The following is a 25,722-nucleotide window of genomic DNA, read 5'->3' as shown; positions in this document are numbered from 1 at the left end:
CAATGGTCCAGTTCAAATACATCTTCGGCCGTCCGTCGACGGTCCTTTCCGGCGTTCCGGATGGCTTCGACGGCAAGGTCGTGGCCGACATCGCCACGCTCGCGGCGCGCGAGGATCTGCCCTACGTCCTGGTCATCGCCCGCGACGGCAACCGCATGGCCGATCTCGAACAGGCGATGCGCTTCTTCTCGCCGGGCACCGAGGTCGTCGCCGTGCCGGCCTGGGACTGCATGCCCTATGACCGCGTGTCGCCGAACACCGCCGTCGTGGCGCGGCGCATGGCGGCGCTCTCCTATCTCGCGCACCATCAGCCGGTGAAGGGCCGCGCGCTCGTCGTGCTCACCACCGTCAACGCCGCCGTGCAGCGCCTGCCGCGCCGCGAGCAGGTAGCGCGCCAGAGCCTGTCGATCGCCAGCGGCAACCAGCTTTCGATGGACAAGCTGACCGGCTGGCTCGAGGACAACGGCTTCCTGCGCACCTCGACCGTGCGCGAGGCCGGCGAATACGCCGTGCGCGGCGGCATCATCGATCTCTTCGCCGCGGGCCAGGAGGAGCCGGTCCGCGTCGACTTCTTCGGCGATACCGTCGATTCGATCCGCTCCTTCGACGTCGAGAGCCAGCGCACCATCGCGCAGAGGAAGCGGCTCGACCTCGTGCCGATGAGCGAGCTGGTGCTGTCGCCGCAGGCGATCGCCCATTTCCGCGAGCGCTATGTGGCGCTGTTCGGCGCTACCGATCGCGAGGACCTGCTCTACCAGTCGGTCAGCGAGGGCCGCCGCTATACCGGCGTCGAGCACTGGATGCCGCTGTTCGTCGACGGGCTCGACACGCTGTTCGACTATGTGCCCGGCGCGCCGGTGGTGCTCGACCATCTGGTCGAGGAGGCGATCGCCGAGCGCTTCGACGACGTCGTCGACCACTACGACGCCCGCAAGAGCGCCATGGGGCAGGGGCAGGGCGGCGTGCCCTATCGCCCGGTACCGCCCGGCGAGCTCTATCTGACGCAGGTCGAGTGGAAGGCCCGCGAGAAGCTGGCGCCGCTGCTGCGGATGACGCCCTTCGCCGAGCCCGACGACACCATGGTGGTCGATCTCGGCGGCCGGCACGGGCGCACCTTCGCGGCCGAGCGCACCGCCGGCGACGTCAACGTCTTCGACGCGGTCATCAACCATATCGCCGGCCTACGCGAGAAGAAGCGCGTCGTCATCGCCTCCTGGAGCGACGGCGCGCGCGATCGCCTGGCGCAGGTGCTCGACGATCACGGCCTGAAGCGGGTCGAGCGGATCGAGGACTGGACGGGCACGGAGAAGCTCGCCAAGGGCGTCGTCGGCCTTGGCGTGCTCGGCCTCGAGGCGGGCTTCGAAACGCCCGACATGGTTGTCATCGGCGAGCAGGACATTCTGGGCGATCGCCTCGTCCGCCCGCGCAAGCGCTCCAAGCGCGCCTCCGACTTCCTGAGCGAGGTGACGGGCCTCTCCGAGGGCGACATCGTCGTCCATGTCGATCACGGCATCGGTCGGTTCAGCGGGCTGAAGACGATCACGGCGGCCGGTGCGCCGCATGACTGCCTGGAGATCCTCTATCACGGCGGCGACCGGCTCTATCTGCCGGTCGAGAACATCGAGCTGCTGTCGCGCTATGGATCGGAAGATGCCGAGGCGACGCTCGACAAGCTCGGCGGCGTCGCCTGGCAGGCGCGCAAGGCGAAGCTGAAGCAGCGCATCCGCGACATGGCGGGGCAGCTGATCAAGGTCGCGGCGGCGCGCGCCATGCGCCATGCCGAGCCCTTGGCGCCGGCCGACGGCCTCTATGACGAGTTCGCCGCCCGCTTCCCCTATGAGGAGACGGAAGACCAGCTGGCCGCGATCGAGGCTGTTATCTCCGATCTCGGCGCCGGCACGCCGATGGACCGCCTGATCTGCGGCGACGTCGGCTTCGGCAAGACGGAAGTGGCGCTGCGCGCCGCCTTCGTCGCGGTGATGAGCGGCAAGCAGGTCGCAGTCGTCGTGCCGACGACGCTGCTGTCGCGCCAGCATTTCCGGACTTTCTCGAACCGCTTCGCCGGTTTCCCGATCCGCGTCGAGCAGGCCTCGCGCCTCGTCTCGACCAAGGATCTGGCCGAGACCAAGAAGGGCATCAAGGAAGGCCAGGTCGACATCGTCGTCGGCACGCATGCGCTGCTCGGCAAGGGCATCGAGTTCAAAGATCTCGGCCTGCTGATCATCGACGAGGAGCAGCATTTCGGCGTCAAGCACAAGGAGCGGCTCAAGGAACTGCGCGCCGACGTGCATGTGCTGACGCTCTCGGCGACGCCGATCCCGCGCACGCTGCAACTGGCGCTGACGGGCGTGCGCGAGCTGTCGCTGATCACCACGCCGCCGGTCGACCGCATGGCGGTGCGCACCTTCATCTCGCCCTTCGACGCGCTCGTCGTGCGCGAGGCGCTGCTGCGCGAACGCTATCGCGGCGGCCAGAGTTTCTATGTCTGCCCGCGGCTCTCGGACCTCGCCGACCGCAAGGAATTCCTGGAAAAATTCGTGCCGGAGGTGAAGGTCGCGATCGCGCATGGCCAGATGCCGCCGACCGAGCTCGAGGACATCATGACGGCCTTCTACGAGGGCGCCTATGATGTGCTGCTCTCGACGACGATCGTCGAATCCGGCCTCGATATCCCGACCGCCAACACGCTGATCGTGCACCGCGCCGACATGTTCGGCCTGGCGCAGCTCTACCAGCTGCGCGGTCGCGTCGGCCGCTCGAAGACGCGCGCCTATGCGCTGTTCACCGTGCCGGCCGAGAAGCGGCTGACGGCGATGGCGGATCGCCGGCTCAAGGTGCTGCAGTCGCTCGATACGCTCGGCGCCGGCTTCCAGCTCGCGAGCCACGACCTCGACATCCGCGGCGCCGGCAACCTGCTCGGCGAGGAACAGTCGGGCCACATCAAGGAAGTCGGCTTCGAGCTCTACCAGCAGATGCTGGAGGAGGCAGTGGCCGCACTGCGCGATGGCGGCGCCGAGGAGCACGAGGCCGATGGCCGCTGGTCGCCGCAGATCACGGTCGGCACGCCGGTCATGCTGCCGGAAACCTATGTGCCGGACCTGCAGCTCCGCCTGTCGCTCTATCGCCGCCTCGGCGATCTCGACGAGCCGGAGCAGATCGACGGTTTCGGCGCGGAGCTCATTGATCGCTTTGGCCCGCTGCCGGACGAGGTCGAGCACCTTTTGAAGATCGTCTACATCAAGGCGCTCTGCCGCAAGGCGAATGTCGAGAAGGTCGACGCCGGCCCGAAGGGCATCGTCATCGCCTTCCGCAACTCCACCTTCGCCAACCCGGCCGGCCTGATCCGCTACATCGGCGAGCAGGGCAGCCTGGCCAAGGTCCGGCCCGACCAGAAGATCGTGCTGATCCGCGACTGGGAGAAGCCCGAGCAGCGCCTGAAGGGCACGGCGGTGATCCTGACCCAGCTCGCCCGCATGGCGGAAGAGGCCAACAAGAAGGCGGCGTGATGCGCTGCCTTCGCCGTCTTGGATACTGCCGCGTCAAGCCGCCAACGGTCTCGCGCTGCCGATGGATGGATCCCGGATCTCCGCTTCGCTGCGTCCGGGATGACGGCGCAGGGTGTCGGGACGGGGCGCTGCGTGAGATGCGGATTCTCACCTCTCCCTGAGGGAGAGGTCGACGGCCGCAGGCCGGCGGGTGAGGGTTTACGCCCTCTCCGGATGGTTCCCTAAACCCTCACCGAAGCTTCGCTCCGAGCTCGCCCTCAGGGAGAGGTGAAGGAGATTTTGCCGCGCTTTTGAGGCATGGAAGGCCGCCACACCCTCCGCCGTCATCCCTGCGAAAGCAGGGATCCATGCATCGGCGAGGCAGACGCCGGGCCTTCATGGCTCGGCGGTAATTCCGCATATTCTGCAGCAAGGGGTCGGTTCCGCCGCGCCAGGCCGCCAACGGTCTCGCGCTGCCGATGGATGGATCCCGGATCTCCGCTTCGCTGCGTCCGGGATGATGGCGGAGGGGGGCGAGACGGGAGCGCCGCTGATGTGGGCACTCGCTCCCGTCACGGCGGGAACGAGCGTCTTTCGGTCGTCACTTCGCCGGCGTCGCGTACCAGGTCGGGTAGGTGTAGCCGCTGACCGACTGCTTGTCCGGATGGCCGACGCGCGACCAGCGGGCGACCCATTGTTCCGGCAGGTAGTAGAGCGGCACGACGTAATATTGCGAGATCAGCACGCGGTCGAGCGCCCGCACCGTCTCGATGAAATCCGTGCGCTCCTCGGCGGCGAGGATCGCCTTCAGCATCGCGTCGATCGCCGGGCTCTTGGCGCCGACATAATTGTACGAGCCGGGCACCTCGGCCTGGGCGCTGGACCAGCGATAGTTCTGCTCGTTGCCGGGCGAGAGCGACGCCACCCATGACGCCGGAATCATGTCGAAATCGAATTCCTGGACACGCCGCTCGTATTGCGCCGAATCGACCGTGCGGATCGACGCCTTGATGCCGATGCGGGCCAGCGTGCGGGCGAAGGCGAGGCCGACGCGCTCCTGCTCGCGATCCTTGAGCAGCAGCTCGAAGGTGAACGGCTGGCCGGTCTCGACGTTGAAGAGCGTGTTGCCCTTGAGCTCGTAGCCGGCCGATTTCAGGAGCTCGAGCGCGGCGCGCAGCAGCTTGCGATCGCCGCCCGAACCGTCGCTGACGGCGGGACGATAGCTGCCGTCCAGCACATCCGGCTCGACCGCGTCGGGGAAGGGCGCCAGCAGCGCCTTTTCCTTGTCGGAAGCCGGTATGCCGATCGAGGAGAGTTCCGAGCCTTCGAAATAGCTGGCGTTGCGCTTGTAGGCGTCGAAGAACAGGTTGCGGTCGACCCATTCGAAATCGAACAGCGAGGCGAGCGCCTTGCGGACGCGGATATCCTGGAAGGCCGGCCGGCGCGTGTTCATGGCGAAGCCGAGCATGCCCTTGGGCAGGCCGGTCTCGACGCCTTCCTTGATGACGCGGCCATCCGTGACGGCGGGGAAATTATAGCCGTTGCGCCAGTTGGCGGGGTCGGCCTCGGCGTTGACGTCGTAGAGCCCCTTCTTGAACGCCTCGAACATGGCGTTGCGGTCGCGGTAGTAGTCGATCCGGATCGTGTCGAAATTGTCGAAGCCGCGCTTGATCGGCAGGTCCTTGCCCCAGTAGTTCGGATCGCGCTTCAGCTCGAAGCTCTGGCCGGGCCGGATCTCGCCCATCGTGTAGGGACCGCTGCCGATCAGCGGCTTCAGGGTCGAGCGGTCGAAATTCTCGATGTCGGTGGCGTGCTTGGGCAGGATCGGCATCAGGCCGAGCAGCAGCGGCAGCTCGCGATCCGCGCCGTCGCCGAAGTTCATTTTGACGCCGTGTTCGCCGATCTTCTCGGTCGACTTCACCTTGGAATACCAGGACCGGTAGTTCGGCCGCCCCTTCTCGCGCAGGATCTCCAGCGAGAAGATCACGTCGTCCTGCGTCACCGGCACGCCGTCGGAGAAATGCGCCTTCGGATTCAGGTTGAAGGTGATGGAGCTGCGGTCTTCGGGGACCTCCACGCTCTCGGCGAGCAGACCGTACAGCGAGAAGGCCTCGTCGCGGTTGCGCGCCAGAAGCGCCTCGAACACGTTGTTGCCGAGCGAGACATCCCAGATGCCGCGCGCCGTCGTCTCGGCGCCCTTCACGATGAAGGGGTTGAGGCTGTCGAAGCTGCCCACGAAGGCGTAGGTGATTCTGCCGCCCTTCGGCGCATCGGGATCGGCATAGGGCAGGTGGGTGTAGCCGGCCGGCAGCCGCGGCTGGCCATGCATCGCCAGCCCGTGGCTCGGCTCGGCCGCTGCCATGCCGGCGAAGCATATCGCGGCGAGGGCGGACGCGGCGAAGAGAGCGGACCTGGGCCCGAAAAAGCCGATCGGCATAGAAAACTCCTCCCGAAAGGGGCTCGGGCAACGAATCGATGAAAAAAACCGTAGCACGGCCACTGGGGCAATCTTGTGCCAGCTAGAAATCGTTGCTGTGTCCGGCTATTGATGCGCCACAGCGTCTCCGTCACCGTGTCGCCTCATTTGCTGGTCATCCAGCCTCGGCGCGCGGCCAGCCTGCGACAACGCAGGTTAACCGTCGGTCACCGAAGCGCAGGGTTTGAGATAAACGCAAGGACACGCTCGATGTCGCATCGTTGGAATTCTGGTCTGGTTCGGGTGCCGCATCTGGCTGCCGTCGCGCTGGCCATGGCTCTGTCTGCGCCGGTCGCCTACGCCCAGGACGCGGCGGCGCCCGCCGATGCGGCGAAGGCTCCGGCCGCTGCCGCCGCCGCTCAGCCTCCGGTTTCGCCGTGGGTCAAGGAATGCGGTCAGGATCCGCAGTCCAAGAAGAAGCTCTGCATCACCTCGCAGGAACTCCGCGCCGAGACGAACCAGTTCATCTCTTCGCTGCAGATCCGCCAGCTCGAGGGCGAGCCGAAGATCGCGCTGACCGCCGTCGTCCTGACCGGCCAGCTGATCCAGCCGGGCCTGCGCGTCCAGGTCGACCAGAACAAGCCGGCCGAGCTCAAGTATGTCGTCTGCGAGCCGAGCGTCTGCTACGCCCAGGCCGAGGTCGACGCTTCCTTCATCGCTGCGATGAAGAAGGGCAACAAGGTCACCGCCATCTCGCTGAACCCGCAGGGCAAGCCGATGGTGTTCCCGTTCTCGCTCGCCGGCTTCACCAAGGTGATCGACGGTGAGGGTCTCGACCGCGCCGCCGGCAAGGCGCGCCGCGACGCGCTGCAGGATCAGCTGCAGAAGAACGCCGAAGAGAACCGCAAGAAGCTCATCGAGCAGCAGAACAAGGAACGCGGCGCCGAGTAGGCCGCAGCTTCCCGAATATGAAAAGGGCGCGTCCACGGACGCGCCCTTTTTCGTTTGGGTCAACGGCTGATGCCGGACGGCATTCCAGAACTGGACCATCATCCTGAGGTGCCCGGCGAAGCCGGGCCTCGAAGGAGGGTCCAGGGAATGCCGCGCGGGCTTTGGCCGAACTGCAGGCAGACCCTCACCCCAACCCTCTCCCGCGAGCGGGAGAGGGGGATCGTCGGCGTCTGTCGGTTGCATAGGAGATCGATGAAGCGCGCCGCGCTAAGCCCTCGCCCGCTTGCGGGAGAGGGTTGGGTGAGGGTTCTTCGTCGGGGGATCGCCGGCCGGGCGAGGCGGACCTCTCCCGAAAACGCGAGTGCGCGTTTCGACCTCCCCTCGAGAGGGAAGTTAGGGAAGGATGCGGCGGACGGGATCCGGCGCTAGTTCAGGCCGCCGACCTTCGTCGACACGTAGACCTGCCCGCGCCGCTCTTTGAAGTGCTCGCGCAGCTTCGGATGGCGAAGCGGCTCCTCGCTGTCGTCGGCGAGGAGGTTCTGCTCCGAGACATAGGCGACGTATTCCGTCTCCGAATTCTCGGCGAGCAGGTGATAGAACGGCTGATCCTTCGACGGCCTGGCATCGGCCGGGATCGCGTCCCACCATTCCTCGGTATTGTCGAAGACGGGGTCCACATCGAAAACCACGCCCCGGAACGGATGCGTCCGGTGGCGGACGATCTGCCCGATCTGGAATTTTGCTATGCGCGGCTGAACCATGGTCTGTGCCCTCTCTGCGGGGGCAGAAGCCACGCTGCCACGCCCGCGTCACCCGTAACACCAGCGAGTCTGCGCCGGCTTTCTGTCAAACCCGTGGCGCGAGACCCTGGCGCATCACGACGCGTTTCAGCATCGGCACCCGGTCGATCGCATAGAGGCCGATCCCGCGCAATGCCTGGATCGGCAGGAAATCCGTCAGCAGCGTCCGGTTGAGCGCGTCGACGGCCGTGGTCCGCGATAGGATATCGCCGGCGCGGGCCCGGTCATAAGCGGCCATGGCCGAGGCGCTGCCCGGATCCGCGGCATGATCGCGGACGATCGCGGCGAACGCCGCCGCGTCGCGGAGGCCCAGATTGAGGCCCTGCGCGCCGATCGGCGGGAAGACATGCGCCGCCTCGCCGATCAGCGCGATCCGGCGGGCTGCGAAATGCCGCGCCGTCTGGCCCGACAGCGGGAAGACCTGGCGCGGACCGCGCAGCGTAATCTTGCCGAGGATCGAATGGGCGCGCCGCTCGAATTCGGCCGCCAGCTGATCGTCGTCGAGCTTCGACAGCCGCTCGGCCTCGGCCGGGCTCTCGACGCAGACGATGGCCGAGTGCAGCCCCGGCATGGGGACGATGGTGAAGGGGCCGGTCTCGGTGTGGAATTCCGTCGAGACGTCGTCATGCGGCAGGCTGTGGCTGATGTTGGCGACCAGCGCCGCCTGCGGATAGGACCAGCTGCGCACGGAAAGGTTGGCGGCGTCGCGGGCGCGCGAGCGTCTTCCGTCGGCGGCGCCGACAAGCTTGGCCCGGATCGAGCCCTGGTCCGGCGTGTCGATGGTGACGAAATCGTCCGCCGGGCGGATGTCGGAGGCGAAGGCCGTGACGCGCTCGACCCCTGCCTCTTCCAGCGCCGCGTCGAGCGCCTCGACCAGCACGGCGTTCGGGATGTTGTAGCCGAACGCCTCGCGGCCGACCTCATGGGCGTGGAACTCGACCAGCGGGGCGCGGATCAGGCGACGGGTTCCGTCGACGATTCGCATCGTGCGCAGCGGCGCCGCCTTGTCGGCGAGCGCCGGCCAGACGCCGGCCTGCTGCAGGATTTCGACCGAAGCGCCGAGCATGGCGACGGTGCGCTCGTCGCGCGGCGGCGCCTTGGGCGCCACCAGCGTCACGGAAGCCCCGTGCGAACGCGCCAGAAGCGCGGCGACCAGTCCGGCGGGGCCTGCGCCGACGACGGCGACATCGCGAATGGGTTCGGTCATGGTGAGGCCTGCGTTTTGCTGTCGGCGGGCGCGCCGAGCCGCCGTGTCATGTACACGCCGCCCCAGCCCACCGCCATGGCGACGAGAAAGATCAGAATTTCGGGCAGCGAGAAAGCGATATCGGCGATCGCCGGGCCGGGGCAGAGGCCCGAAAGCCCCCAGCCGACGCCGAACAGCGCGGATCCGGTGATGAGCTGCCAGTCCACGGCCTTCGCGCCGGGCGGCGAATAGACGGTGGCGGCGAGGGGCTGCCGGCGCCGGTGGGCGATCCTGAGCGCGCCCATGTTGACGAGCACGGCGGCGCCGAGCACGAAGGCGAGACTCGGATCCCAGCCGCCCGTCCGGATCGCCGCGATGTCGAGGAACGCCTGCACCTTGGCAGGGTCGATCATGCGCGAGATCGCCAGTCCCATGCCGAACAGCAGCCCGGCCGCGAGCGCGCCGGCGTGAAAGAGAATGGGACGATGGGTTGTGGACCGTTGATTCATGGGCCATGCCTCACGATGAAGACGGTGACGATGGCCGCCGCCATGAAGACGAGGACGGCGATGATCGAGCGGGGCGAGAGCCGCGCCAGGCCGAATACGCCGTGACCGGAGGTGCAGCCGCGCGCCAATCCGGTTCCGATGCCGACGAGCAGTCCCGATACGGCGAGGCCGAGCGGGCCGAGGTCCATCTCGGGAAGGTCGGCGGCCGCGTCCTTGATCATGTCCGGGCCGAGCGCGAAGCCGATCGCCGCGCCGAGCGGCAGGCCGGCGAGAAACAGCAGCCGCCAGGGCAGGTCGCGCAGGCGGTCGAACAGCGCCATGCCGAAAATCGACGAGATGCCAGCGACGCGGCCGTTGACGATCCATAGCAAGCCGACGGCGGCGCCGATGAGGGCGCCTCCGATGGTCGCGGATTCGGGCGAAAAGCCTAGCATGCGATACTCCTGCAACCAGCGCATGGTGCTTGTATGCAAGCAGGTGAACAATCCTGTCAGATGTCGCAGGACAGGACGCCGCAGAGGCTATTGCAAGCCCGCCTGCGAGCACGTATCGACTGTGGATGTGTCGTTGGGCGCTGGATGCGGCCGCACAGCCTGTGCGGGCGGTCGATGCAGCAGGGGAGCCTCATGCCGAAGACGAAGACCTGGGCCGTTCATCTCCTTACGGCGAGCGGCGCCGGATTCGCGCTTTTGGCGGCGCTGGCCGTCATGCGCGGCGCCTGGGTCGAGACCTTCCTCTGGCTCGGCGTGGCCTTGTTCGTCGACGGCGTCGACGGTCCGCTCGCACGCAACGTGCGCGTCGGCGAGCGGGTGCCGTGGTTCGACGGCGGCATTCTCGACATGGTCATCGACTACACGACCTATGTCTTCATTCCCGCGATGATCCTGGCCCAGGCGGGCCTGATGCCGCAGTTTCTGGCGACGCCGTCCGCCATTCTGGTCGCGGTCGTCGGCGCGCTCTACTTCGCCGACACACGGATGAAGACGCGCGAATACGGCTTCCGCGGCTTCCCGGCGGTCTGGAACATGGTCGTCTTCGTGCTGATGGTGTTCGCGCCGCCGCCCGCCTTCTCGGCCTTCGTCATCGTGGCGCTGGCGGTGCTGACCTTCGCGCCGGTCGAGTTCGTGCATCCGGTCCGGGTCGAGCGGCTCCGGCCGCTGACCTTGCTCATGACGCTCGGCTGGGCGATCTTCTCGTTGTTCGCGCTGATCGCCGGGTTGCGGCCGAATCAGTTCGTGCTCGCAGGCCTCGGCCTGACGACGATCTATCTGACCTTCATCGGCGCGGCCCTGCAGGCCACACGGCCTCGATCGGCCCGCTAGAGCGCATTCGAGCGAAGCGGATACCGGTTCGCGTCAGGAAAACGCGACCAGACGCACTAGTCACAGGCGAGGCGGGGGCGACGGATGAACGTGGATCTTCTCTTTCAGCCGGCCGCCTGGATGAGCTTCCTGACGCTTTCCGTCATGGAGATCGTCCTCGGCATCGACAACGTCGTCTTCATTTCCGTCCTCGTCTCCCGCCTGCCGGCGGCGCAGGCGAAGCGGGCGCGCCAGATCGGCCTGTCGCTGGCGCTCATCTTCCGCATCCTGCTCTTGATGGTGCTGTCATTCCTGATCGGGCTGACCGCGCCCGTCTTCACCGCGTTCGAGCATCCTTTCTCGTGGCGGGATCTGATCCTGCTCGCCGGCGGCCTATTCCTGGTGTTCAAGGCGACGCACGAGATCCACAAGGGCGTCGAGGGTCATGACGAGGGCGCCAAGGGGCCGATCCAGGTCGGCTTCGCCGCCATCGTGGCGCAGATCATCGTCATCGACATCGTCTTTTCGGTCGATTCGATCGTCACCGCGATCGGCATGGCCGAGCATCTCGAGATCATGATCGCCGCCGTCGTCGTCGCGATGATCGTCATGTACATCGCCTCCGGCCCGATCTCGGCCTTCATCGAGAAGCATCCGACGACGAAGATGCTGGCGCTCGCCTTCCTGCTGATGATCGGCGCGGCGCTGATCGCCGACGGCGTCGGCTTCCATATCCCGCGCAGCTATCTCTATGCCGCTATGGCGTTCTCGGCGGTCGTCGAGATGCTCAACGTCGCGGCAAAGCGAAACGCCAGGGCGACCTGACGGCGGGGCCGGGAAACGATTATCCGGCGCGACTTGAATCGGTTCTAGAACCGGTTGCAACACCGCATCACCGCCTTTACAACGGTTGATCCTGAGCAAGGCGGCATCGTCGGATGGCGCTTGTCGCGGCCGAGGCTGCGCTCCACCACCAGCTACGACAGTGTGTCATGGGCCTTTCCTTCGCGTCCGCGCGCCTCATCATGGCGCTGTTCTTCTTCTATTCCACCTCGATGTCGAACTGGCTGATCCGTATTCCGGACGTCCAGCACAAGCTTGGAATGGAGCCGGCGACGCTGGCGCTCTGCCTGCTCGGCGTGCCGCTGGGCCTCGTCACCTCGATGGCGTTTTCCGGGGCCGTGGTCGAATGGCTCGGCCCGCGCCGCGCGATCAAGATCGGCTTCCCGCTCCTGCTCGCGCCGTTGCTGCTGCCGGGTTTCGCCACCACGCCGACGCTGCTCTTCCTGGCCCTCGTGCTCGTCGGCCTCGGCATGGGGCCGCTCGAGGTCGCGCTCAACGTGACGGCCGACCGCATCGGTCGCGCCATCGGCCGCACCGTCATGTCGCGCTGCCACGCCTTCTGGAGCTTCGGCCTGATGGGCGGCAGCATCACCGGATCGCTCGCCGCCACCTACGGCCTGTCGACCGGCGTTCACATGATCATCGTCGTGATCGGTGTCCTGCTGATCGGCGAGGCGCTGGCATCGCGCCTGCCGCCGGTCCAGACGGCCGAAGAGGACGACGCGCCCAAGGAGAAGACGCCGCACTTCGTCCTGCCGTCGCCCAAGATCGTGCTGCTATGCCTGTTCGCGTTCGGAATGCTGCTGGTCGAGGGCGGCATCATCGACTGGAGCGCGATCTACCTGCGCGACGTGTTTGGATCGCAGCCGCCGACCACCGGCTATGCGCTGACCGCCTTCAGCCTCGTCATGGCGTTCGGTCGCCTGGTGGGCGACTGGCTGTCCATGCGCTACGGCGCGGTGAAGATGGCGAGGGTCTGCTGCACGGTGGCGCTGGCCGGCCTGCTGGTCATGGTCCTCGCCGTTGACCCGTTCATGGTGATCGTCGGTGCGGCGGCCACCGGCTTCGGCGTCTCGATCGTGTTCCCGCTTGCCGTGACCGCGGCGGCCTCGCGCGAAGGCCCGCCTGCCGTCAACGTCGCGGCGCTGTCGCTGCTGTCGTTCTCGGGCTTCCTGCTCGGACCGCCGATGGTCGGCTTCGTCGCCCAGTTCGGCGGGTACCGCATGGGCATGGCGACCTTGCTGCTGGCAGCCGTCATGAGCCTCTGGCTTTCCGGCGAAGTGCGGCCGCGCAAGCTGGGGAGCACGAAGGTGCCGGCCGGCAAGCGCGCGGCGGCGGAAGCGGTCTAGATCGTTGTACGTTTCTTCGGCAAGATGATCGGCTGCTAGGCTTATTAACGGCGCGAGACACATCGGAGAACGACCATGGTTGAGGCAGTGAGCGTCCGGGCGATCCGGGTTACGTCGAATGGCGGCCCCGAGGTGCTCTCCTTCGACACGATCGAGGTCGGCGCGCCGGCGGCCGGGCAGGTGCGGCTCCGGCATACGGCGATCGGCCTCAATTTCGTCGACACCTACATCCGCTCCGGCCTCTATCCGGCGCCGGCACCGTTCCCGTTCGTGCCGGGCAGCGAGGGCGTCGGCGTCGTCGATGCGGTCGGCGAGGGCGTCACCGAGTTCAAGGTGGGCGACCGGGTCGGCTATGCCGATCCGATTGGTTCCTATGCAGAGCAGCGGCTTGCCCCGGCCAACCGCCTGGTCGCGATTCCCGACGGCATCAGCGACACCATCGCCGCCTCCTCGATCCTGAAGGGGCTGACGGTGCGCTACCTGCTGCGCGAGACTTTTCGCGTTGGGCCGGAGCACACGATCCTGTTCCATGCCGCCGCCGGCGGCGTCGGCCAGATCGCGACGCAATGGGCGAAGTCGCTCGGCGCCACCGTGATCGGCACGGTCGGCTCGGCCGAGAAGGCGGAGATCGCCACGAGCCTCGGCTGCGACCACGTCATCAACTACCGGACGGAAGACTTCGTCGAGCGCGTGCGCGAGATCACCGGCGGCGCCAAGGTCGACGTCGTCTACGACTCGGTCGGCAAGGATACCTTCCCCGCCTCGCTCGACTGCCTGAAGCGGCGCGGAACCTGGGTATCGTTCGGCAATGCCTCCGGCGCCGTGCCGCCCTTCAGCATCGGCATCCTGAACCAGAAGGGCTCGCTCTACGCGACGCGCCCGTCGCTCGGCGGCTATGTCGCGGAACGCGCGGAGCTGGTCGAGGCGGCGAAGGACCTCTTCGACGTCATCCTGTCCGGCAAGGTGGTGGTGGCCGAGCCGCAGACCTTCGCGCTCGCCGACGCGGCCGACGCCCAGCGCGCGCTTGAAGGCCGTCACACGACCGGCTCCGTCGTCCTGATCCCCTGAACGGCCGGGCTGCCGCATCGCATCCCGCGTCCGGTCGCCTGAAGGCGGCCGGGTTGGTATCGGCTTTGGTGACGGCAGTCCAAATCTCCAGACCCTTCAGGCCCATCAACCGGCTCTCCCATCATCCTGAGGTGCTTCGCGTGAGCGAAGCCTCGAAGGAGGGTCCAGCGGGCAATCCAGATCGCGGACGCCAGCCGCTCCGCGCGGTCTCCATTCGCGGCGTTCTCTGGACCCTCCTTCGAGGCCCGGCTTCGCCGGGCGCCTCAGGATGATGGTCGGGGTTTGCGAATGCCGTCCGGCGGAGAGGTCTCGGCCATCGATAGGGGCCAGACCCTCGCGCCGCGCCCCCATGCAGTCGGGGATGGCATCATCTTTGCGTTGCGAGGCGCAGTTGCCACGATAAGCTGCACCAATTGATCAAAGAATCCATTTGATCAAGCCTTAGGCATTTCCCTATGGTTCGTCCAAGGTCGGACGCCTGGTACGTACTGGAATGGAACGGAAATGGGCCGCCTCACCACGCATGTTCTCGATACCGCCGCCGGTCGTCCGGCGGCCGGAATGAAGATCGACCTCTACCGCATCGGTTCCGCCGCCACGCTGGTGAAATCCGTCACGACGAACGCCGATGGGCGGGTCGACGGGCCGCTGCTCGAGGGCGCGGCGCTGGAGGAGGGGCACTATGAGCTCGTCTTCCATGCCGGCGATTATCTGCGCGGCACCGGGGCGGAGCTGCCGGCCACCCTCTTCCTCGACGTCATCCCGATCCGCTTCGGCATCGGCGCGCCGTCGGAGCACTATCACGTGCCGTTGCTGATCTCGCCCTACGGCTATTCCACCTATCGGGGCAGCTGAACAGTATGCGCGAATCCATCCGCTTCGTTCGCCGGGGCAAGATCGTCGAGATCGGCAAGGTCGATCCGATGACGACGCTGCTCGACTATCTGCGCCTGAGCGAGGGATCGACGGGCACCAAGGAGGGCTGCGGCGAGGGCGATTGCGGCGCCTGCACCGTGGCGATCGGGCGTTCGCGCGGCGGCAAGGTGGTCTACGAGCCGGTCAACGCCTGCATCCAGCTGCTCGGCATGGTCGATGGCAGCGAGATCGTGACGGTGGAGGATCTCGCCGACGGGCCGACGCTGCATCCGATCCAGCAGGCGATGGTCGAGAAGCACGGCTCGCAATGCGGCTTCTGCACGCCCGGCTTCGTCATGAGCCTGTTCGCGCTCTACCAGGGCACCGAGGGGCCGGTCGATCGCGACGAGATCAACAACGCCATTGCCGGCAATCTCTGCCGCTGCACCGGCTATCGTCCGATCGTCGAGGCGGGCCTTTCGGTCTGCGCCGCGCCGCGCGACGACAAGTTCCGCAAGACGGTCGAGGACATGGCCGGCATCCTCGATTTCATCACCGATGAGCGGGACGTCTTCATCGGCGACGACCAACGCTTCTTCGCCGCGCCGGCCTCGATCGACGGTCTGGCGGCGCTCTATGCGCAGCATCCTGACGCGGTGCTGGTCGCCGGCGCCACCGATGTCGGCCTCTGGATCACCAAGCAGCTGCGCGAACTGCCGAAGATCATTCATCTGGGCCGTGTCCGCGGGCTCGACGGCATCGAGGATACCGGCCGCGAGGTCCTGATTGGCGCCGCCGCCACCTATGCCGCGGTCGAACCCTTCATGCGCGGCATCGATCCTGATCTCGGCGAATTGTTCCGCCGCATCGGCTCCAAGCAGGTGCGGGCGCGTGGCACGGTCGTCGGCAATGTCGCCAACGGCTCGCCGATCGGCGACACGCCGCCGGCGCTGATCGTGCTCGGCGCGAGCATGGAGCTGCGGCGCGGCGACCGGGCGCGCGTCATGGCGGTCGAGGATTTCTACATCGACTACGGCAAGCAGAACCGGGCGGCGGGCGAGTTCGTCACCGGCATGCTGATCCCGAAGCTCCGGGCCGACCAGGTCTTCCGCTGCTACAAGGTGACCAAGCGCTTCGACCAGGACATCTCCTCGGTGATGGGCGCCTTCCGCTTCACGCTCGACGATCAGGGCGTGATCCAGGAAGCGCGCATCGCCTATGGCGGCATGGCCGGCATTCCGAAGCGGGCCAAGGGCGCGGAAGCGGCGTTGCAGGGCGCGGGCATCCGCGACGCGGCCGCCTGGTCCAAGGCGTTCGAGGCGCTGCGCGAGGATTTCGCGCCGATGGACGACCATCGCGCCAGCGCCAGCTATCGGGCCGAGACGGCGCATGCGCTGCTCGGCAAGGCCCTGCTCGAGGCGGCCGGCACGCCGAGCTCGCGCACGCGTCTCGTCGGCAGGCGGGAGGATTACGTCCATGCTGCTGAATAAGCCCCCCGTCGTCGCCGATGCCGACCTCACCGTCGTTCGCAAGCCGCTGCCGCACGACAGCGCGCCGCGTCATGTGACGGGCGCTGCCGCCTATATCGATGACATACGCGAGCCGTCCGGCACGCTGCACATCGCGCCGGGCTATGCGCCGATCGCCTGCGGCGAGATCACCGCGCTCGATCTCGACGCGGTGCGGGCCGCGCCCGGCGTCGTCGCCGTGCTGACGGCGGCGGATATTCCGGGCAGCAACGACGTCAGCCCGAAGCTGATCGGCGACGATCCCGCGCTCGCCGAGGGGCGCGTCCGCTTCCATGGCCAGGTGGTGTTCGTCGTCGTCGCGGAGACGCGCGACCAGGCGCGGCGCGCCGCCAAGAAGGCCAAGTTCACCACCGTCGCCGAAACGCCTGTCGTCACCGTGGCCGAGGCGACCGAAACCGTACTGCCGGAATATTCCTTCGGCCGCGGCGACGTCGAAATGAGCTTCCAGGCCGCGCCGCTGAAGCTCGAAGGCAGCTTCAGTATCGGCGGGCAGGAGCATTTTTATCTCGAAGGCCAGATCGCCATGGCTGTGCCGGGCGAGGCGGGCGAGATGCATGTCTATTCCTCGACCCAGCATCCGAGCGAAGTCCAGCATCTGGTCGCGCACGCGCTGCACGTGCCCTCCAGCGCCGTGACGGTGGAGATCCGCCGTATGGGCGGCGGCTTCGGCGGCAAGGAGAGCCAGGCCTCGCAATGGGCGGTGCTCGCGGCCGTGGCGGCGGTGAAGACCGGCCGCCCCTGCAAGTTCCGGCTCGATCGCGACGACGACATGATCATGACCGGCAAGCGGCATGAGTTCGATGTCGAATACCGCGTCGGCGCCACCAGGGACGGCATCCTGCGCACCGTCGACGTCGCGCTCAATGCGCGCTGCGGCCATTCGGAAGACCTGTCCATGGGCGTCGTCGACCGGACGATGTTCCATTCCGACAATTCCTATTTCTATCCGACCTGCCGCATCCTGACCCGGCGCTACCGCACCAACACCGTCTCGAACACGGCGTTTCGTGGCTTCGGCGGCCCACAGGGCATGCTGTTCGCCGAGCGGATGATGGATCATCTCGCCTACACGCTGCAGAAGGATCCGCTCGATGTCCGCAAGGAGAATTTCTACAAGAGCGGTCGCGACCACACGCCCTACGGCATGCAGGTCACCGACAATCTGCTGCACGAGCTGGTCGGCCAGCTGGAGCGGACGAGCGACTATCGCGCGCGCCGCGAGGCGATCACGGCCTGGAACGCCGGCAGCCGGATCCTGAAGCGTGGGCTCGCGCTGACGCCGGTCAAGTTCGGCATCTCCTTCACGCTGATGATGCTGAACCAGGCCGGCGCGCTGGTGCATCTCTACCGCGACGGCTCGCTGCATCTGAACCATGGCGGCACCGAGATGGGGCAGGGGCTGTTCCAGAAGGTGGCGCAGGTGGTGGCCGAGGCGTTCGGCGTCGACATGGGCAAGGTGGCGATCACCGCGACGCGGACCGACAAGGTGCCGAACACCTCGCCGACGGCGGCCTCCTCCGGCACCGATCTCAACGCGATGGCGGCGTTCAACGCCTGCAACATCATCAAGGACCGGCTCTACACCTTCATCGAGGAGAAGTGGCACGTCCGCCGCCAGCAGGTCTCGTTCCGCGACAACCAGGTCATCTTCGGCAATCACGTGATGAGCCTGGCCGAGCTCGCCAACGCCGCCTATGTCGAGCGCGTGCAGCTTTCGGCCGCCGGCTACTACAAGACGCCGAAGATCGCCTGGAACCGCGACAAGGCCGAGGGCCGGCCGTTCTTCTATTTCGCCTATGGCGCCGCCTGCTCGGAAGTCACGATCGACACGATGACGGGCGAGATGAAGGTCGAGCGGGTCGACGTCTTGCACGATGTCGGCAAGTCGCTGAACCCGGCGCTCGACATCGGCCAGATCGAGGGCGGCTTCGTGCAGGGCATGGGCTGGCTGACGACCGAGGAGCTGGTCTGGGACAAGCAGGGGCGGCTGCGCACCCATGCGCCCTCGACCTACAAGATCCCGGCCGCGTCCGACATTCCCGAGCACTTCAAGGTCGAGCTTTTCCAGTCGGAAGGGCCGCGCGAAGACACTATCTTTAAGTCGAAGGCCGTGGGCGAGCCGCCTCTGATGCTCGGCATCTCGGTCTTCTGCGCGATCACCAACGCGATCGCGAGCTTGAAACCGGGCGTGATGCCCGCCCTCAACGCGCCGGCGACGCCGGAGGCGATCATGCGGGCGGTTCGAGGGATGACGGCGACAGGATAGAGCATGCTGGTCTGGCAGCGCCTTCTCGAAGCGATCGATCGGCACGGCAAGGCAGCCATGGCGACGGTGGTGGAGACGCGCGGCTCGGCCCCCCGCGAGGCCGGCGCCCGCATCGTGGTGCTGCCGGATGCCTCTTTTTTTGGCACAATCGGTGGTGGCACGCTCGAATGGCGGGCAATCGCCGATCTTCAGGCGGCGCTGGCGCGGCCGCTGCCGCATTTTTATGAAAACCGCCGCATCGCGCTCGGGCCGGAGCTAGGCCAGTGCTGCGGCGGGCGCGTCGACCTCGCGCTCGAAGTGTTCGACCGCTCGCGCCGCCAGGAGGTGGCAGAGCTCGCCGAGGCCGAGACGACAGGGCCGTTCCGCACCCGCGCCGCGCAGCAGTCGGACGGCAAGCTGCACCGGAGCCTCGACGAGGGCGGCAGCGTCGCCATCGGCTCCGTTCGGATCGATCACGGCGTCATCGAGGAGGGATTTGGCGAGGACCGGCGGCTTCTCTACCTGTTCGGCGCCGGTCATGTCGGCCGCGCGCTGGTGCTGGCGCTGGCGCCGCTGCCGTTCCGCGTCGTCTGGATCGACCCGCGGCCGGACGCCTTTCCACAGCATGTTCCCGCCAATGTGCGCTGCGTGCAGCCTGAAGACACGCCGGCGACGCTCGACGGCGCGGCGCCGGAAAGCTTCGTGCTGGTGATGTCGCACAGCCACGCGCTCGATTTAGCCATCGTCGCGAAGGCGCTGAAAGGCCAGCATTTCTCCTATGTCGGGCTGATCGGCAGCGAAACCAAGCGCGCCCGCTTCTCCAGCCAGCTTTCTGGCGCGGGTCTTGCGAGGGAGGATATCGACCGCCTCGTTTCGCCGATCGGCGTCGACGGGATCCGGTCGAAGCTGCCGGCCGCTATTGCAGCGTCGGTCGCCGCCGATCTACTGGTGCGCGACGAAGCAATACGGCAGGTACTCGCGGACGGGGCTGAGGGGCAGGCCGGTCAGGCGAAGCGTGGATCGAGGGGGCGCTGAGGTGGAGCTTATCAGAGGTGGGGCAGGCAGCGCGGGAACGGGACGGCAGCGTCCCGGGGGCGCGCCGCTGCTGCGGGCGATCGGCATCACCAAGCTGTTCGGCACGTTCAAGGCGAACGACGCCATCGACCTCCTGATCCGCCCGGGCGAAATCCACGCGCTGCTCGGCGAGAACGGCGCCGGCAAGTCCACCCTGGTGAAGATCCTCTATGGCTCGCTGCAGCCGACCGAGGGCCGTATCGAGTGGAAGGGGCAGCCTGTCGGCGTCTCCAGCCCCTCCGCCGCGCGAAAACTCGGCATCGGCATGGTGTTCCAGCATTTCTCGCTGTTCGAGGCGCTGACCGTCGTCGAGAACATCGCGCTGGCGCTGTCGGACCGGAAGAGCCGCGCGGCGCTCTCGCGCGAGATCGAGACAATCTCGGCCGAATACGGCCTGCCGCTCAACCCGAACTCGGTGATCGCCGATCTCTCGGTCGGCGAACGGCAGCGCGTCGAGATCGTGCGCTGCCTGCTGCAGAACCCCGCGCTCATCATCATGGACGAGCCGACCTCGGTGCTGACGCCGCAGGAGGCCGACGACCTGTTCCTGACGCTCGACAAGCTGACGGAGCGCGGCTGCGCCGTGCTCTATATCAGTCACCGTCTGGAAGAGGTGAAGCGCATCTGTCATCACGCCACGATCCTTCGCCATGGCAAGGTGGTGTCGGAATGTGATCCGCAGCAGGAGACGGCGGCGCGGCTCGCGACCATGATGGTCGGCGCCGAGGTGCGCAGCCTGACGGCCGACATTCCGCCGCCGCAGAACGCGAAGACGCGGCTCGCCGTGCGCGACCTGTCCCTGCCGCAGCCGCATCCCTTCGCGGTTCCGCTCCATGCGATCTCGCTGGAGGTCAAGGCGGGCGAGGTGATGGCGATCGCCGGCATCGCCGGCAACGGCCAGGGCGAACTCTTTGACGCGCTCTCCGGCGAGCGGCAGGCGGCGAACGCCGGCGCGGTCTCCATCGACGGCAAGCCGTGCGGCGCGCTCGGCGTCACGGCGCGGCGGCGGCTCGGCGCCGCCTTCGTGCCGGAGGAACGCATGGGCCACGGCGCCGTGCCACGCATGAAACTCTCGGACAACGTGCTGCTGACCCGCCACGCCACCGGCGACCGGCTGCTGCGCGGCGGCGTCATCAGCCCGGATACCGCGCGGGAGCTGGCCGATCGCATCAGCCGCTCCTTCGACGTCCGCAAGGGCGCGCCGGATCCGGAAGCGGGCTCGCTCTCGGGCGGCAACCTGCAGAAATTCGTCGTCGGCCGCGAGATCGACCGCCAGCCGGGCGTGCTCGTCGTCAGCCAGCCGACCTGGGGCGTCGATGCCGGCGCGGCGGCGATCATCCGGCAGGCGCTGATCGACCTGGCGCGGGCGGGCTCGGCGATCCTGGTGATCAGCCAGGATCTCGACGAAGTGCTGGAGATCGCCGACCACGTCGCGGTGATCTCGAAGGGACATCTTTCGCCGTCGCGGCCGACCTCCGGGTTGACGCGCGAGGAAATCGGCCTGCTGATGGGCGGTGTCGGCGAGCCGACGATGACGGGCCGGGGGGCTGTGCATGCGCATTGAACTGGTCCGCCGTGGCGAGCGATCCGCCGCCATGGCCTATCTGTCGCCACTCCTGGCGCTGCTTCTGACGCTGATCGGCGGGGCGCTGATCGTCATCGTCTGGCGCGTCGTCGCGACCGACCTGTCGGCGCCTGACTCCGGCGGCCTGGCGGGGGCGCTCGGGCGCGGATTCTCCGACTACGGCAAGTTCCTCTACGTGTTCTTCGTCGAGCCGCTGACGGCGATGTGGTCGATCGAGGACCTGATTGCCAAGGCGACGCCGATCATCCTGATCGCGATGGGCCTGTCGCTCTGCTTCCTCTCCAACACCTGGAACATCGGCGCCGAGGGCCAGATCGCGGCCGGCGCCATCGCCGGCTCGTTCCTGCCGATCTTCTTCCCGGACTGGCAGGGGCCGTTCATCCTGCCGGCCATGCTGATCCTCGGCATTCTGGGCGGCATGGCCTATGCGGCGATCCCGGCGCTCCTGAAGATCCGCTTCGGCACCAACGAGATCCTGACCAGCCTGATGCTGGTCTATGTGGCGCAGCTCTTCCTCGACTGGCTGGCGCGCGGCCCCTGGCGCAATCCGGCCGGGCACAATTTCCCGGATAGCCGTCCCTTCGACGGCGACCAGCTGCTGCCGATGCTGTTCGGCACCAACATCCGCATCAGCATTCTCTTCGTCTTCATCGCGGCGTTCGCCGCCTGGTTCCTGATGCGCTGGACCAAGACGGGCTTCCAGATCCGCGTGCTCGGCCAGGCGCCGCGGGCAGGGGCCTTCGCCGGCTTCAGCCAGAGCCGCATGGTGCTCCTGACCTTCCTGATCTCGGGCGCGCTCGCCGGTCTCGCCGGCGTCTGCGAGGTCGCGGGACCGGTCGGCCAGCTCCGCACCACCGTGTCGCCCGGCTATGGCTTCACCGCCATCATCGTCGCCTTCCTTGGCCGGCTGAACCCGATCGGCGCCATCTTCGCCGGCTTCCTGCTGGCGCTTTCCTATCTCGGCGGCGAGGGCGCGCAGATCGCCCTCGGCATGTCCGACCAGACGACGCGGGTGTTCCAGGGCATGCTGCTGTTCTTCGTGCTCGCCTGCGACAGCTTCATCTTCTACCGGCTGCAGATCGTGCGCCGACCCGTCACCCAGACCCAGGCGGTGGCGTCATGACCGCGCTCATGCTCGAAGGCATCCTGCTCACCATCATCACGGCGGCGACGCCGCTGCTCTTCGCCGCGATCGGCGAACTGGTGACCGAGCGCTCCGGCGTCCTCAACCTTGGTGTCGAGGGCATGATGGCGATGGGCGCGGTCGTCGGCTTCGCGGTGGCGCATACGACCGGCAGCTTCGGCCTCGGCATCCTTGGCGCGATCTTCGCCGGCATGGCGATGGCGGCGCTGTTCGGCGTCGTGACGCTGATCTTCGTCGCCAACCAGGTCGCCTCCGGCCTGGCGCTGACGCTGTTCGGCCTCGGCCTCTCGGGCCTGATCGGCGACGCCTTCGTCGGCGTGCCCGGCGCCGGTCTTGCCCGTGTCTCGATCCCGGTCCTCAGCGACCTGCCCGTCGTCGGCCTGCTGTTCCGTCTGGATCCGCTGACCTATCTCGCCATCGCGATCACCATCGGCGTGTCGTGGTTTCTGTTCCGCATGCGCGGCGGGCTGATCCTGCGCGCGGTCGGCGACAGCCACGCGTCCGCCCATGCGCTCGGCTACAGCGTCATCCGCGTCCGCTTCATGGCGGTGCTGTTCGGCGGCGCCTGCTCGGGCCTCGCGGGCGCGTACCTGTCGCTCGTCTATACGCCGCAATGGACGCAGGCGATGACGGCGGGGCGCGGCTGGATCGCGCTGGCGCTCGTCGTGTTCGCCACCTGGCTGCCGCGCCGCGTTCTGATCGGCGCGCTGCTGTTCGGCGGCGTCAGCATCCTGCAGCTGCATGCGCAGGCGCTCGGCGTCGGCGTGCCGTCGCAGTTCCTGTCGGCGCTGCCGTATCTCACGACGATCGTCGTGCTGGTGATCATTTCGCGCAACCGCGCGCTCGTCCGGGCCAATACGCCGGCGGCGCTCGGGCAATCTTTCGTTCCCGACCGCTAGGGAACATCATGCCGGGACATGCCGCAGCGATCCGCGGCGATATCCGGAACGGGTCGGATCGCACAACGAGACGTACAGAGGGGAACAGGCCTTGAAACACATTCTGACCGCCGCGACCGCGGTGATTGCACTGGCCATCGGCGTCGGTTCCGCCAACGCGGCCGACAAGCTGAAGGCATGCTGGATGTATGTCGGTCCGCACAATGACGGCGGCTACAGCGAGGGCCACGACGTCGGCCGCCAGATGGTCGAGAAGGAACTCGGCGACAAGGTCGAGACCTCCTATGTCGAGAGCATCGCCGAGGGCCCGGACGCCGAGCGCGCGCTCGAGCGCCTCGCCCGCTCCGGCTGCCAGATCATCTTCTCGACCTCGTTCGGCTTCATGGACCCGACCATCAAGGTCGCCGCGAAGTTCCCGAACGTGAAGTTCGAGCACGCCACCGGCTTCAAGACGGCGCCGAATGTCGGCACCTACAATGCGCGCTTCTATGAAGGCCGCTACATCGCCGGCCAGATCGCGGCCAAGCAGTCGAAGTCCGGCGTCGCCGGCTACATCGTCTCCTTCCCGATCCCCGAAGTGGTGATGGGCATCAATTCGTTCATGCTCGGCGCGCAGTCGATCAACCCGGACTTCAAGATCAAGGTCGTCTGGGTCAATTCCTGGTTCGATCCCGCCAAGGAAGCCGACGCCGCCAAGGCGCTGTTCGACCAGGGCGCCGACATCATCACCCAGCACACGGATTCGCCCGCGCCGCTGCAGATCGCCCAGGAGCGTGGCCTGCACGGCTTCGGCCAGGCGCACGACATGTACAAGTTCGCGCCCAAGGCGCAGTACACGGCGATTATCGACACCTGGGGTCCGTACTACGTCAAGCGCGTCAACGCGGTGCTCGACGGCAGCTGGAAGGCCGAGCAGAGCTGGGACGGCCTGAAGGACGGCATCCTGCACATGGCCGACTACACCAACCTGCCGGATGACGTCGTCGCCGCCGCCAAGAAGACCCAGGCCGAGATCGAGGCCGGCACGCTGCATCCGTTCAAGGGACCGATCTTCAAGCAGGACGGCACCGAGGCGATCGGCGAAGGCAAGAACCTCGACGACGGCACGCTCCTCAGCATGAACTGGTACGTCAAGGGCATCGACGACCAGCTGCCGAAATAGGCCGCTGTCGCACGCCTAGCAGGACCTGCGCCGTCCACGCCGCTACGCGGCGTCCCGGCGCGGGTCCGAGTTCGTTCGGAACCGGTACCACAACGAGACCGAAGCCCGCCCGATGTCCGCATTCGTCGTCGATTGGCTGAACCTCCTGATCCGCTGGGCCCACATGGTGGTCGGCATCGGCTGGATCGGAACCTCCTTCTATTTCATCGCGCTCGACCTCTCGCTGAAGAAGCGCGAGCAGATGAAGGAAGGCGTCTATGGCACCGCCTGGGAAGTGCATGGCGGCGGCTTCTATCACGTCGAGAAATACCTGGTCGCGCCGCCGGCGCTGCCGTCCGACCTGATCTGGTACAAGTGGGAGGCCTATCTCACCTGGGTCACCGGCTTTCTGCTCCTGACCGTCCAGTATTACTGGAACGCCAACACCTTCCTGATCGACAAGTCGATCCTGCCGATGCTGCCGTCGCAGGCGATCGTCATCTCGATGCTGTCGCTCGTCGGCGGCTGGGTGATCTACGACCAGCTCTGCAAGTCGATCATCGGCCGCAACACGCCGCTGCTGGCCGTCTGCCTGTTCGTGCTGATCGTCGGCGCCGCCTACATGTTCACGCATGTTTATTCGGGCCGCGGCGCGCTGATCCATGTCGGCGCCTTCATCGGCACGATCATGGCGGTCAACGTTTTCGGCGTGATCATCCCGAACCAGAAGAAGATCGTCGCCTCGCTCCTGAAGCACGAGAAGCCGGATCCGCGCCTCGGCGCGATCGGCAAGCAGCGCTCGGTGCACAACAACTACCTGACGCTGCCCGTGCTGCTGATGATGGTGTCGAACCATTATCCGATGCTGTCGAGCCATCCGCACAGCTGGATCCTCGTCGCCTTCGTGCTGCTGCTTGGCGGATCGATCCGCCATTTCCTCAACCGGCACGAGGCGCATGACCCGTTCCGCAAGTTCGCCTGGACGATCCCGGCGTCGGCGGTGGCCTTCGGCGTGCTGCTGGTCATGACCGCGCCGCGACCGGTCGAGCTCGACCCTGGCCTCACCGTGTCGGATGCCGACGTGCTGACGCTGACGGCGCGCCATTGCGCCGCCTGCCATTCGGCCAAGCCGACGCATGACGGCTTCGACGCGCCGCCCAAGGGCGTGGTCCTGACCTCGACGGACCAGCTCGCCGCGCACAAGCAGCAGATCATGGCGCAAGCGGTGAACGGCACCGCCATGCCGCTCGGCAACGAGCACGGCATGACGGAGGAGGATCGCAAGAGGCTTGGCGCGTGGCTGCAAAGCCATTAGACAAGCCTGAGATTGGTCTGCAACCGG

The 25,722-nt window shown here is 67.1% G+C and carries 20 protein-coding genes; 15 read left to right on the top strand and 5 right to left on the bottom strand.

The window, feature by feature from the left end; translation table 11 throughout:
* Positions 1-2: 2 nt before the first annotated feature.
* A complete protein-coding gene (gene mfd / locus K32_RS10850) occupies positions 3-3,506 on the top strand; it encodes a transcription-repair coupling factor (RefSeq protein ID WP_201404017.1) in 3,504 nt (1,167 codons plus the stop codon).
* A 580-nt stretch (positions 3,507-4,086) separates the two neighbouring features.
* On the opposite strand, the gene K32_RS10845 is transcribed toward mfd, so the two are convergent.
* Positions 4,087-5,922: an extracellular solute-binding protein gene (locus K32_RS10845; protein ID WP_201404016.1), complete on the bottom strand. Its 1,836-nt coding sequence runs from the start codon at positions 5,920-5,922 to the stop codon at positions 4,087-4,089.
* A gap of 249 nt (positions 5,923-6,171) precedes the next feature.
* On the opposite strand from K32_RS10845, the gene K32_RS10840 reads away from it, so the two are divergent.
* Positions 6,172-6,852, top strand: coding sequence for an invasion associated locus B family protein (locus K32_RS10840; RefSeq protein WP_201404015.1), 681 nt, complete (start codon positions 6,172-6,174; stop codon positions 6,850-6,852).
* A gap of 425 nt (positions 6,853-7,277) precedes the next feature.
* On the opposite strand, the gene hspQ is transcribed toward K32_RS10840, so the two are convergent.
* From hspQ to K32_RS10820, 4 genes are all read right to left on the bottom strand, one after another.
* Positions 7,278-7,613 (bottom strand): heat shock protein HspQ, encoded by a 336-nt coding sequence (hspQ, locus tag K32_RS10835; RefSeq protein WP_201404014.1) that lies wholly within the window; start codon positions 7,611-7,613, stop codon positions 7,278-7,280.
* Between the two features lie 85 nt (positions 7,614-7,698).
* Complete coding sequence (locus K32_RS10830; RefSeq protein ID WP_201404013.1) at positions 7,699-8,859, bottom strand: UbiH/UbiF family hydroxylase; 1,161 nt, start codon at positions 8,857-8,859, stop codon at positions 7,699-7,701.
* Positions 8,856-9,347 (bottom strand): DUF6691 family protein, encoded by a 492-nt coding sequence (locus K32_RS10825; RefSeq protein WP_201404012.1) that lies wholly within the window; start codon positions 9,345-9,347, stop codon positions 8,856-8,858. The genes K32_RS10830 and K32_RS10825 overlap by 4 nt, the downstream gene beginning before the upstream one ends.
* On the bottom strand, positions 9,344-9,781 hold the full coding sequence (locus K32_RS10820; RefSeq protein ID WP_201404011.1) for a YeeE/YedE family protein: 438 nt from the start codon (positions 9,779-9,781) through the stop codon (positions 9,344-9,346). The genes K32_RS10825 and K32_RS10820 overlap by 4 nt, the downstream gene beginning before the upstream one ends.
* Positions 9,782-9,973: 192 nt before the next feature.
* Here K32_RS10820 and K32_RS10815 point away from each other — a divergent pair, with 192 nt between their 5' ends.
* From K32_RS10815 to K32_RS10755, 13 genes are all read left to right on the top strand, one after another.
* The gene (locus K32_RS10815) at positions 9,974-10,669 is read left to right on the top strand and encodes a phosphatidylcholine/phosphatidylserine synthase (RefSeq protein WP_201404010.1); all 696 of its coding nucleotides are present in this window, start codon (positions 9,974-9,976) and stop codon (positions 10,667-10,669) included.
* 84 nt (positions 10,670-10,753) lie between these two features.
* On the top strand, positions 10,754-11,473 hold the full coding sequence (locus K32_RS10810; RefSeq protein WP_201404009.1) for a TerC family protein: 720 nt from the start codon (positions 10,754-10,756) through the stop codon (positions 11,471-11,473).
* A gap of 167 nt (positions 11,474-11,640) precedes the next feature.
* A complete protein-coding gene (locus tag K32_RS10805; protein ID WP_201404008.1) occupies positions 11,641-12,840 on the top strand; it encodes an MFS transporter in 1,200 nt (399 codons plus the stop codon).
* A 75-nt stretch (positions 12,841-12,915) separates the two neighbouring features.
* Positions 12,916-13,908, top strand: a complete 993-nt coding sequence (locus K32_RS10800; RefSeq protein WP_201404007.1) for a quinone oxidoreductase — start codon at positions 12,916-12,918, stop codon at positions 13,906-13,908.
* A 504-nt stretch (positions 13,909-14,412) separates the two neighbouring features.
* On the top strand, positions 14,413-14,763 hold the full coding sequence (uraH, locus tag K32_RS10795; RefSeq protein ID WP_201404006.1) for a hydroxyisourate hydrolase: 351 nt from the start codon (positions 14,413-14,415) through the stop codon (positions 14,761-14,763).
* A 5-nt stretch (positions 14,764-14,768) separates the two neighbouring features.
* A complete protein-coding gene (gene xdhA, locus K32_RS10790; protein ID WP_201404005.1) occupies positions 14,769-16,253 on the top strand; it encodes a xanthine dehydrogenase small subunit in 1,485 nt (494 codons plus the stop codon).
* Entirely contained in the window at positions 16,240-18,558 is a 2,319-nt protein-coding gene (gene xdhB, locus K32_RS10785) for a xanthine dehydrogenase molybdopterin binding subunit (protein ID WP_201404004.1), read from the top strand. The genes xdhA and xdhB overlap by 14 nt, the downstream gene beginning before the upstream one ends.
* A 3-nt stretch (positions 18,559-18,561) precedes the next feature.
* Positions 18,562-19,572, top strand: coding sequence for a xanthine dehydrogenase accessory protein XdhC (gene xdhC / locus K32_RS10780; RefSeq protein WP_201404003.1), 1,011 nt, complete (start codon positions 18,562-18,564; stop codon positions 19,570-19,572).
* A 10-nt stretch (positions 19,573-19,582) separates the two neighbouring features.
* Positions 19,583-21,175 carry an ABC transporter ATP-binding protein gene (locus K32_RS10775; protein ID WP_371813033.1) on the top strand — a complete coding sequence of 531 codons (1,593 nt, stop codon included), beginning with the start codon at positions 19,583-19,585 and terminating at the stop codon, positions 21,173-21,175.
* Positions 21,165-22,319, top strand: a complete 1,155-nt coding sequence (locus K32_RS10770) for an ABC transporter permease (protein WP_201404002.1) — start codon at positions 21,165-21,167, stop codon at positions 22,317-22,319. Before K32_RS10775 ends, K32_RS10770 begins: the two co-directional genes overlap by 11 nt.
* 8 nt (positions 22,320-22,327) lie before the next feature.
* Entirely contained in the window at positions 22,328-23,239 is a 912-nt protein-coding gene (locus K32_RS10765; RefSeq protein ID WP_201404456.1) for an ABC transporter permease, read from the top strand.
* Positions 23,240-23,330: 91 nt separating this feature from the next.
* A complete protein-coding gene (locus tag K32_RS10760) occupies positions 23,331-24,401 on the top strand; it encodes a BMP family ABC transporter substrate-binding protein (RefSeq protein ID WP_201404001.1) in 1,071 nt (356 codons plus the stop codon).
* A 112-nt stretch (positions 24,402-24,513) separates the two neighbouring features.
* On the top strand, positions 24,514-25,695 hold the full coding sequence (locus K32_RS10755) for a urate hydroxylase PuuD (protein ID WP_201404000.1): 1,182 nt from the start codon (positions 24,514-24,516) through the stop codon (positions 25,693-25,695).
* Positions 25,696-25,722: the final 27 nt, after the last annotated feature.

Source organism: Kaistia sp. 32K (assembly GCF_016629525.1).
Taxonomy (GTDB): Bacteria; Pseudomonadota; Alphaproteobacteria; order Rhizobiales; family Kaistiaceae; genus Kaistia.
Note: the sequence above shows the minus strand (reverse complement) of the source record. Positions and strands in the feature narration are given on the sequence as shown.

What these genes read in the sequence shown, in the direction of transcription:
- mfd (WP_201404017.1), top strand. Translation starts at nt 3, where the DNA reads ATGGTCCAGTTCAAATACATCTTCGGCCGTCCGTCGACGGTCCTTTCC.
- K32_RS10845 (WP_201404016.1), bottom strand. Translation starts at nt 5,922, where the DNA reads ATGCCGATCGGCTTTTTCGGGCCCAGGTCCGCTCTCTTCGCCGCGTCC.
- K32_RS10840 (WP_201404015.1), top strand. Translation starts at nt 6,172, where the DNA reads ATGTCGCATCGTTGGAATTCTGGTCTGGTTCGGGTGCCGCATCTGGCT.
- hspQ (WP_201404014.1), bottom strand. Translation starts at nt 7,613, where the DNA reads ATGGTTCAGCCGCGCATAGCAAAATTCCAGATCGGGCAGATCGTCCGC.
- K32_RS10830 (WP_201404013.1), bottom strand. Translation starts at nt 8,859, where the DNA reads ATGACCGAACCCATTCGCGATGTCGCCGTCGTCGGCGCAGGCCCCGCC.
- K32_RS10825 (WP_201404012.1), bottom strand. Translation starts at nt 9,347, where the DNA reads ATGAATCAACGGTCCACAACCCATCGTCCCATTCTCTTTCACGCCGGC.
- K32_RS10820 (WP_201404011.1), bottom strand. Translation starts at nt 9,781, where the DNA reads ATGCTAGGCTTTTCGCCCGAATCCGCGACCATCGGAGGCGCCCTCATC.
- K32_RS10815 (WP_201404010.1), top strand. Translation starts at nt 9,974, where the DNA reads ATGCCGAAGACGAAGACCTGGGCCGTTCATCTCCTTACGGCGAGCGGC.
- K32_RS10810 (WP_201404009.1), top strand. Translation starts at nt 10,754, where the DNA reads ATGAACGTGGATCTTCTCTTTCAGCCGGCCGCCTGGATGAGCTTCCTG.
- K32_RS10805 (WP_201404008.1), top strand. Translation starts at nt 11,641, where the DNA reads ATGGGCCTTTCCTTCGCGTCCGCGCGCCTCATCATGGCGCTGTTCTTC.
- K32_RS10800 (WP_201404007.1), top strand. Translation starts at nt 12,916, where the DNA reads ATGGTTGAGGCAGTGAGCGTCCGGGCGATCCGGGTTACGTCGAATGGC.
- uraH (WP_201404006.1), top strand. Translation starts at nt 14,413, where the DNA reads ATGGGCCGCCTCACCACGCATGTTCTCGATACCGCCGCCGGTCGTCCG.
- xdhA (WP_201404005.1), top strand. Translation starts at nt 14,769, where the DNA reads ATGCGCGAATCCATCCGCTTCGTTCGCCGGGGCAAGATCGTCGAGATC.
- xdhB (WP_201404004.1), top strand. Translation starts at nt 16,240, where the DNA reads ATGCTGCTGAATAAGCCCCCCGTCGTCGCCGATGCCGACCTCACCGTC.
- xdhC (WP_201404003.1), top strand. Translation starts at nt 18,562, where the DNA reads ATGCTGGTCTGGCAGCGCCTTCTCGAAGCGATCGATCGGCACGGCAAG.
- K32_RS10770 (WP_201404002.1), top strand. Translation starts at nt 21,165, where the DNA reads ATGCGCATTGAACTGGTCCGCCGTGGCGAGCGATCCGCCGCCATGGCC.
- K32_RS10765 (WP_201404456.1), top strand. Translation starts at nt 22,328, where the DNA reads ATGCTCGAAGGCATCCTGCTCACCATCATCACGGCGGCGACGCCGCTG.
- K32_RS10755 (WP_201404000.1), top strand. Translation starts at nt 24,514, where the DNA reads ATGTCCGCATTCGTCGTCGATTGGCTGAACCTCCTGATCCGCTGGGCC.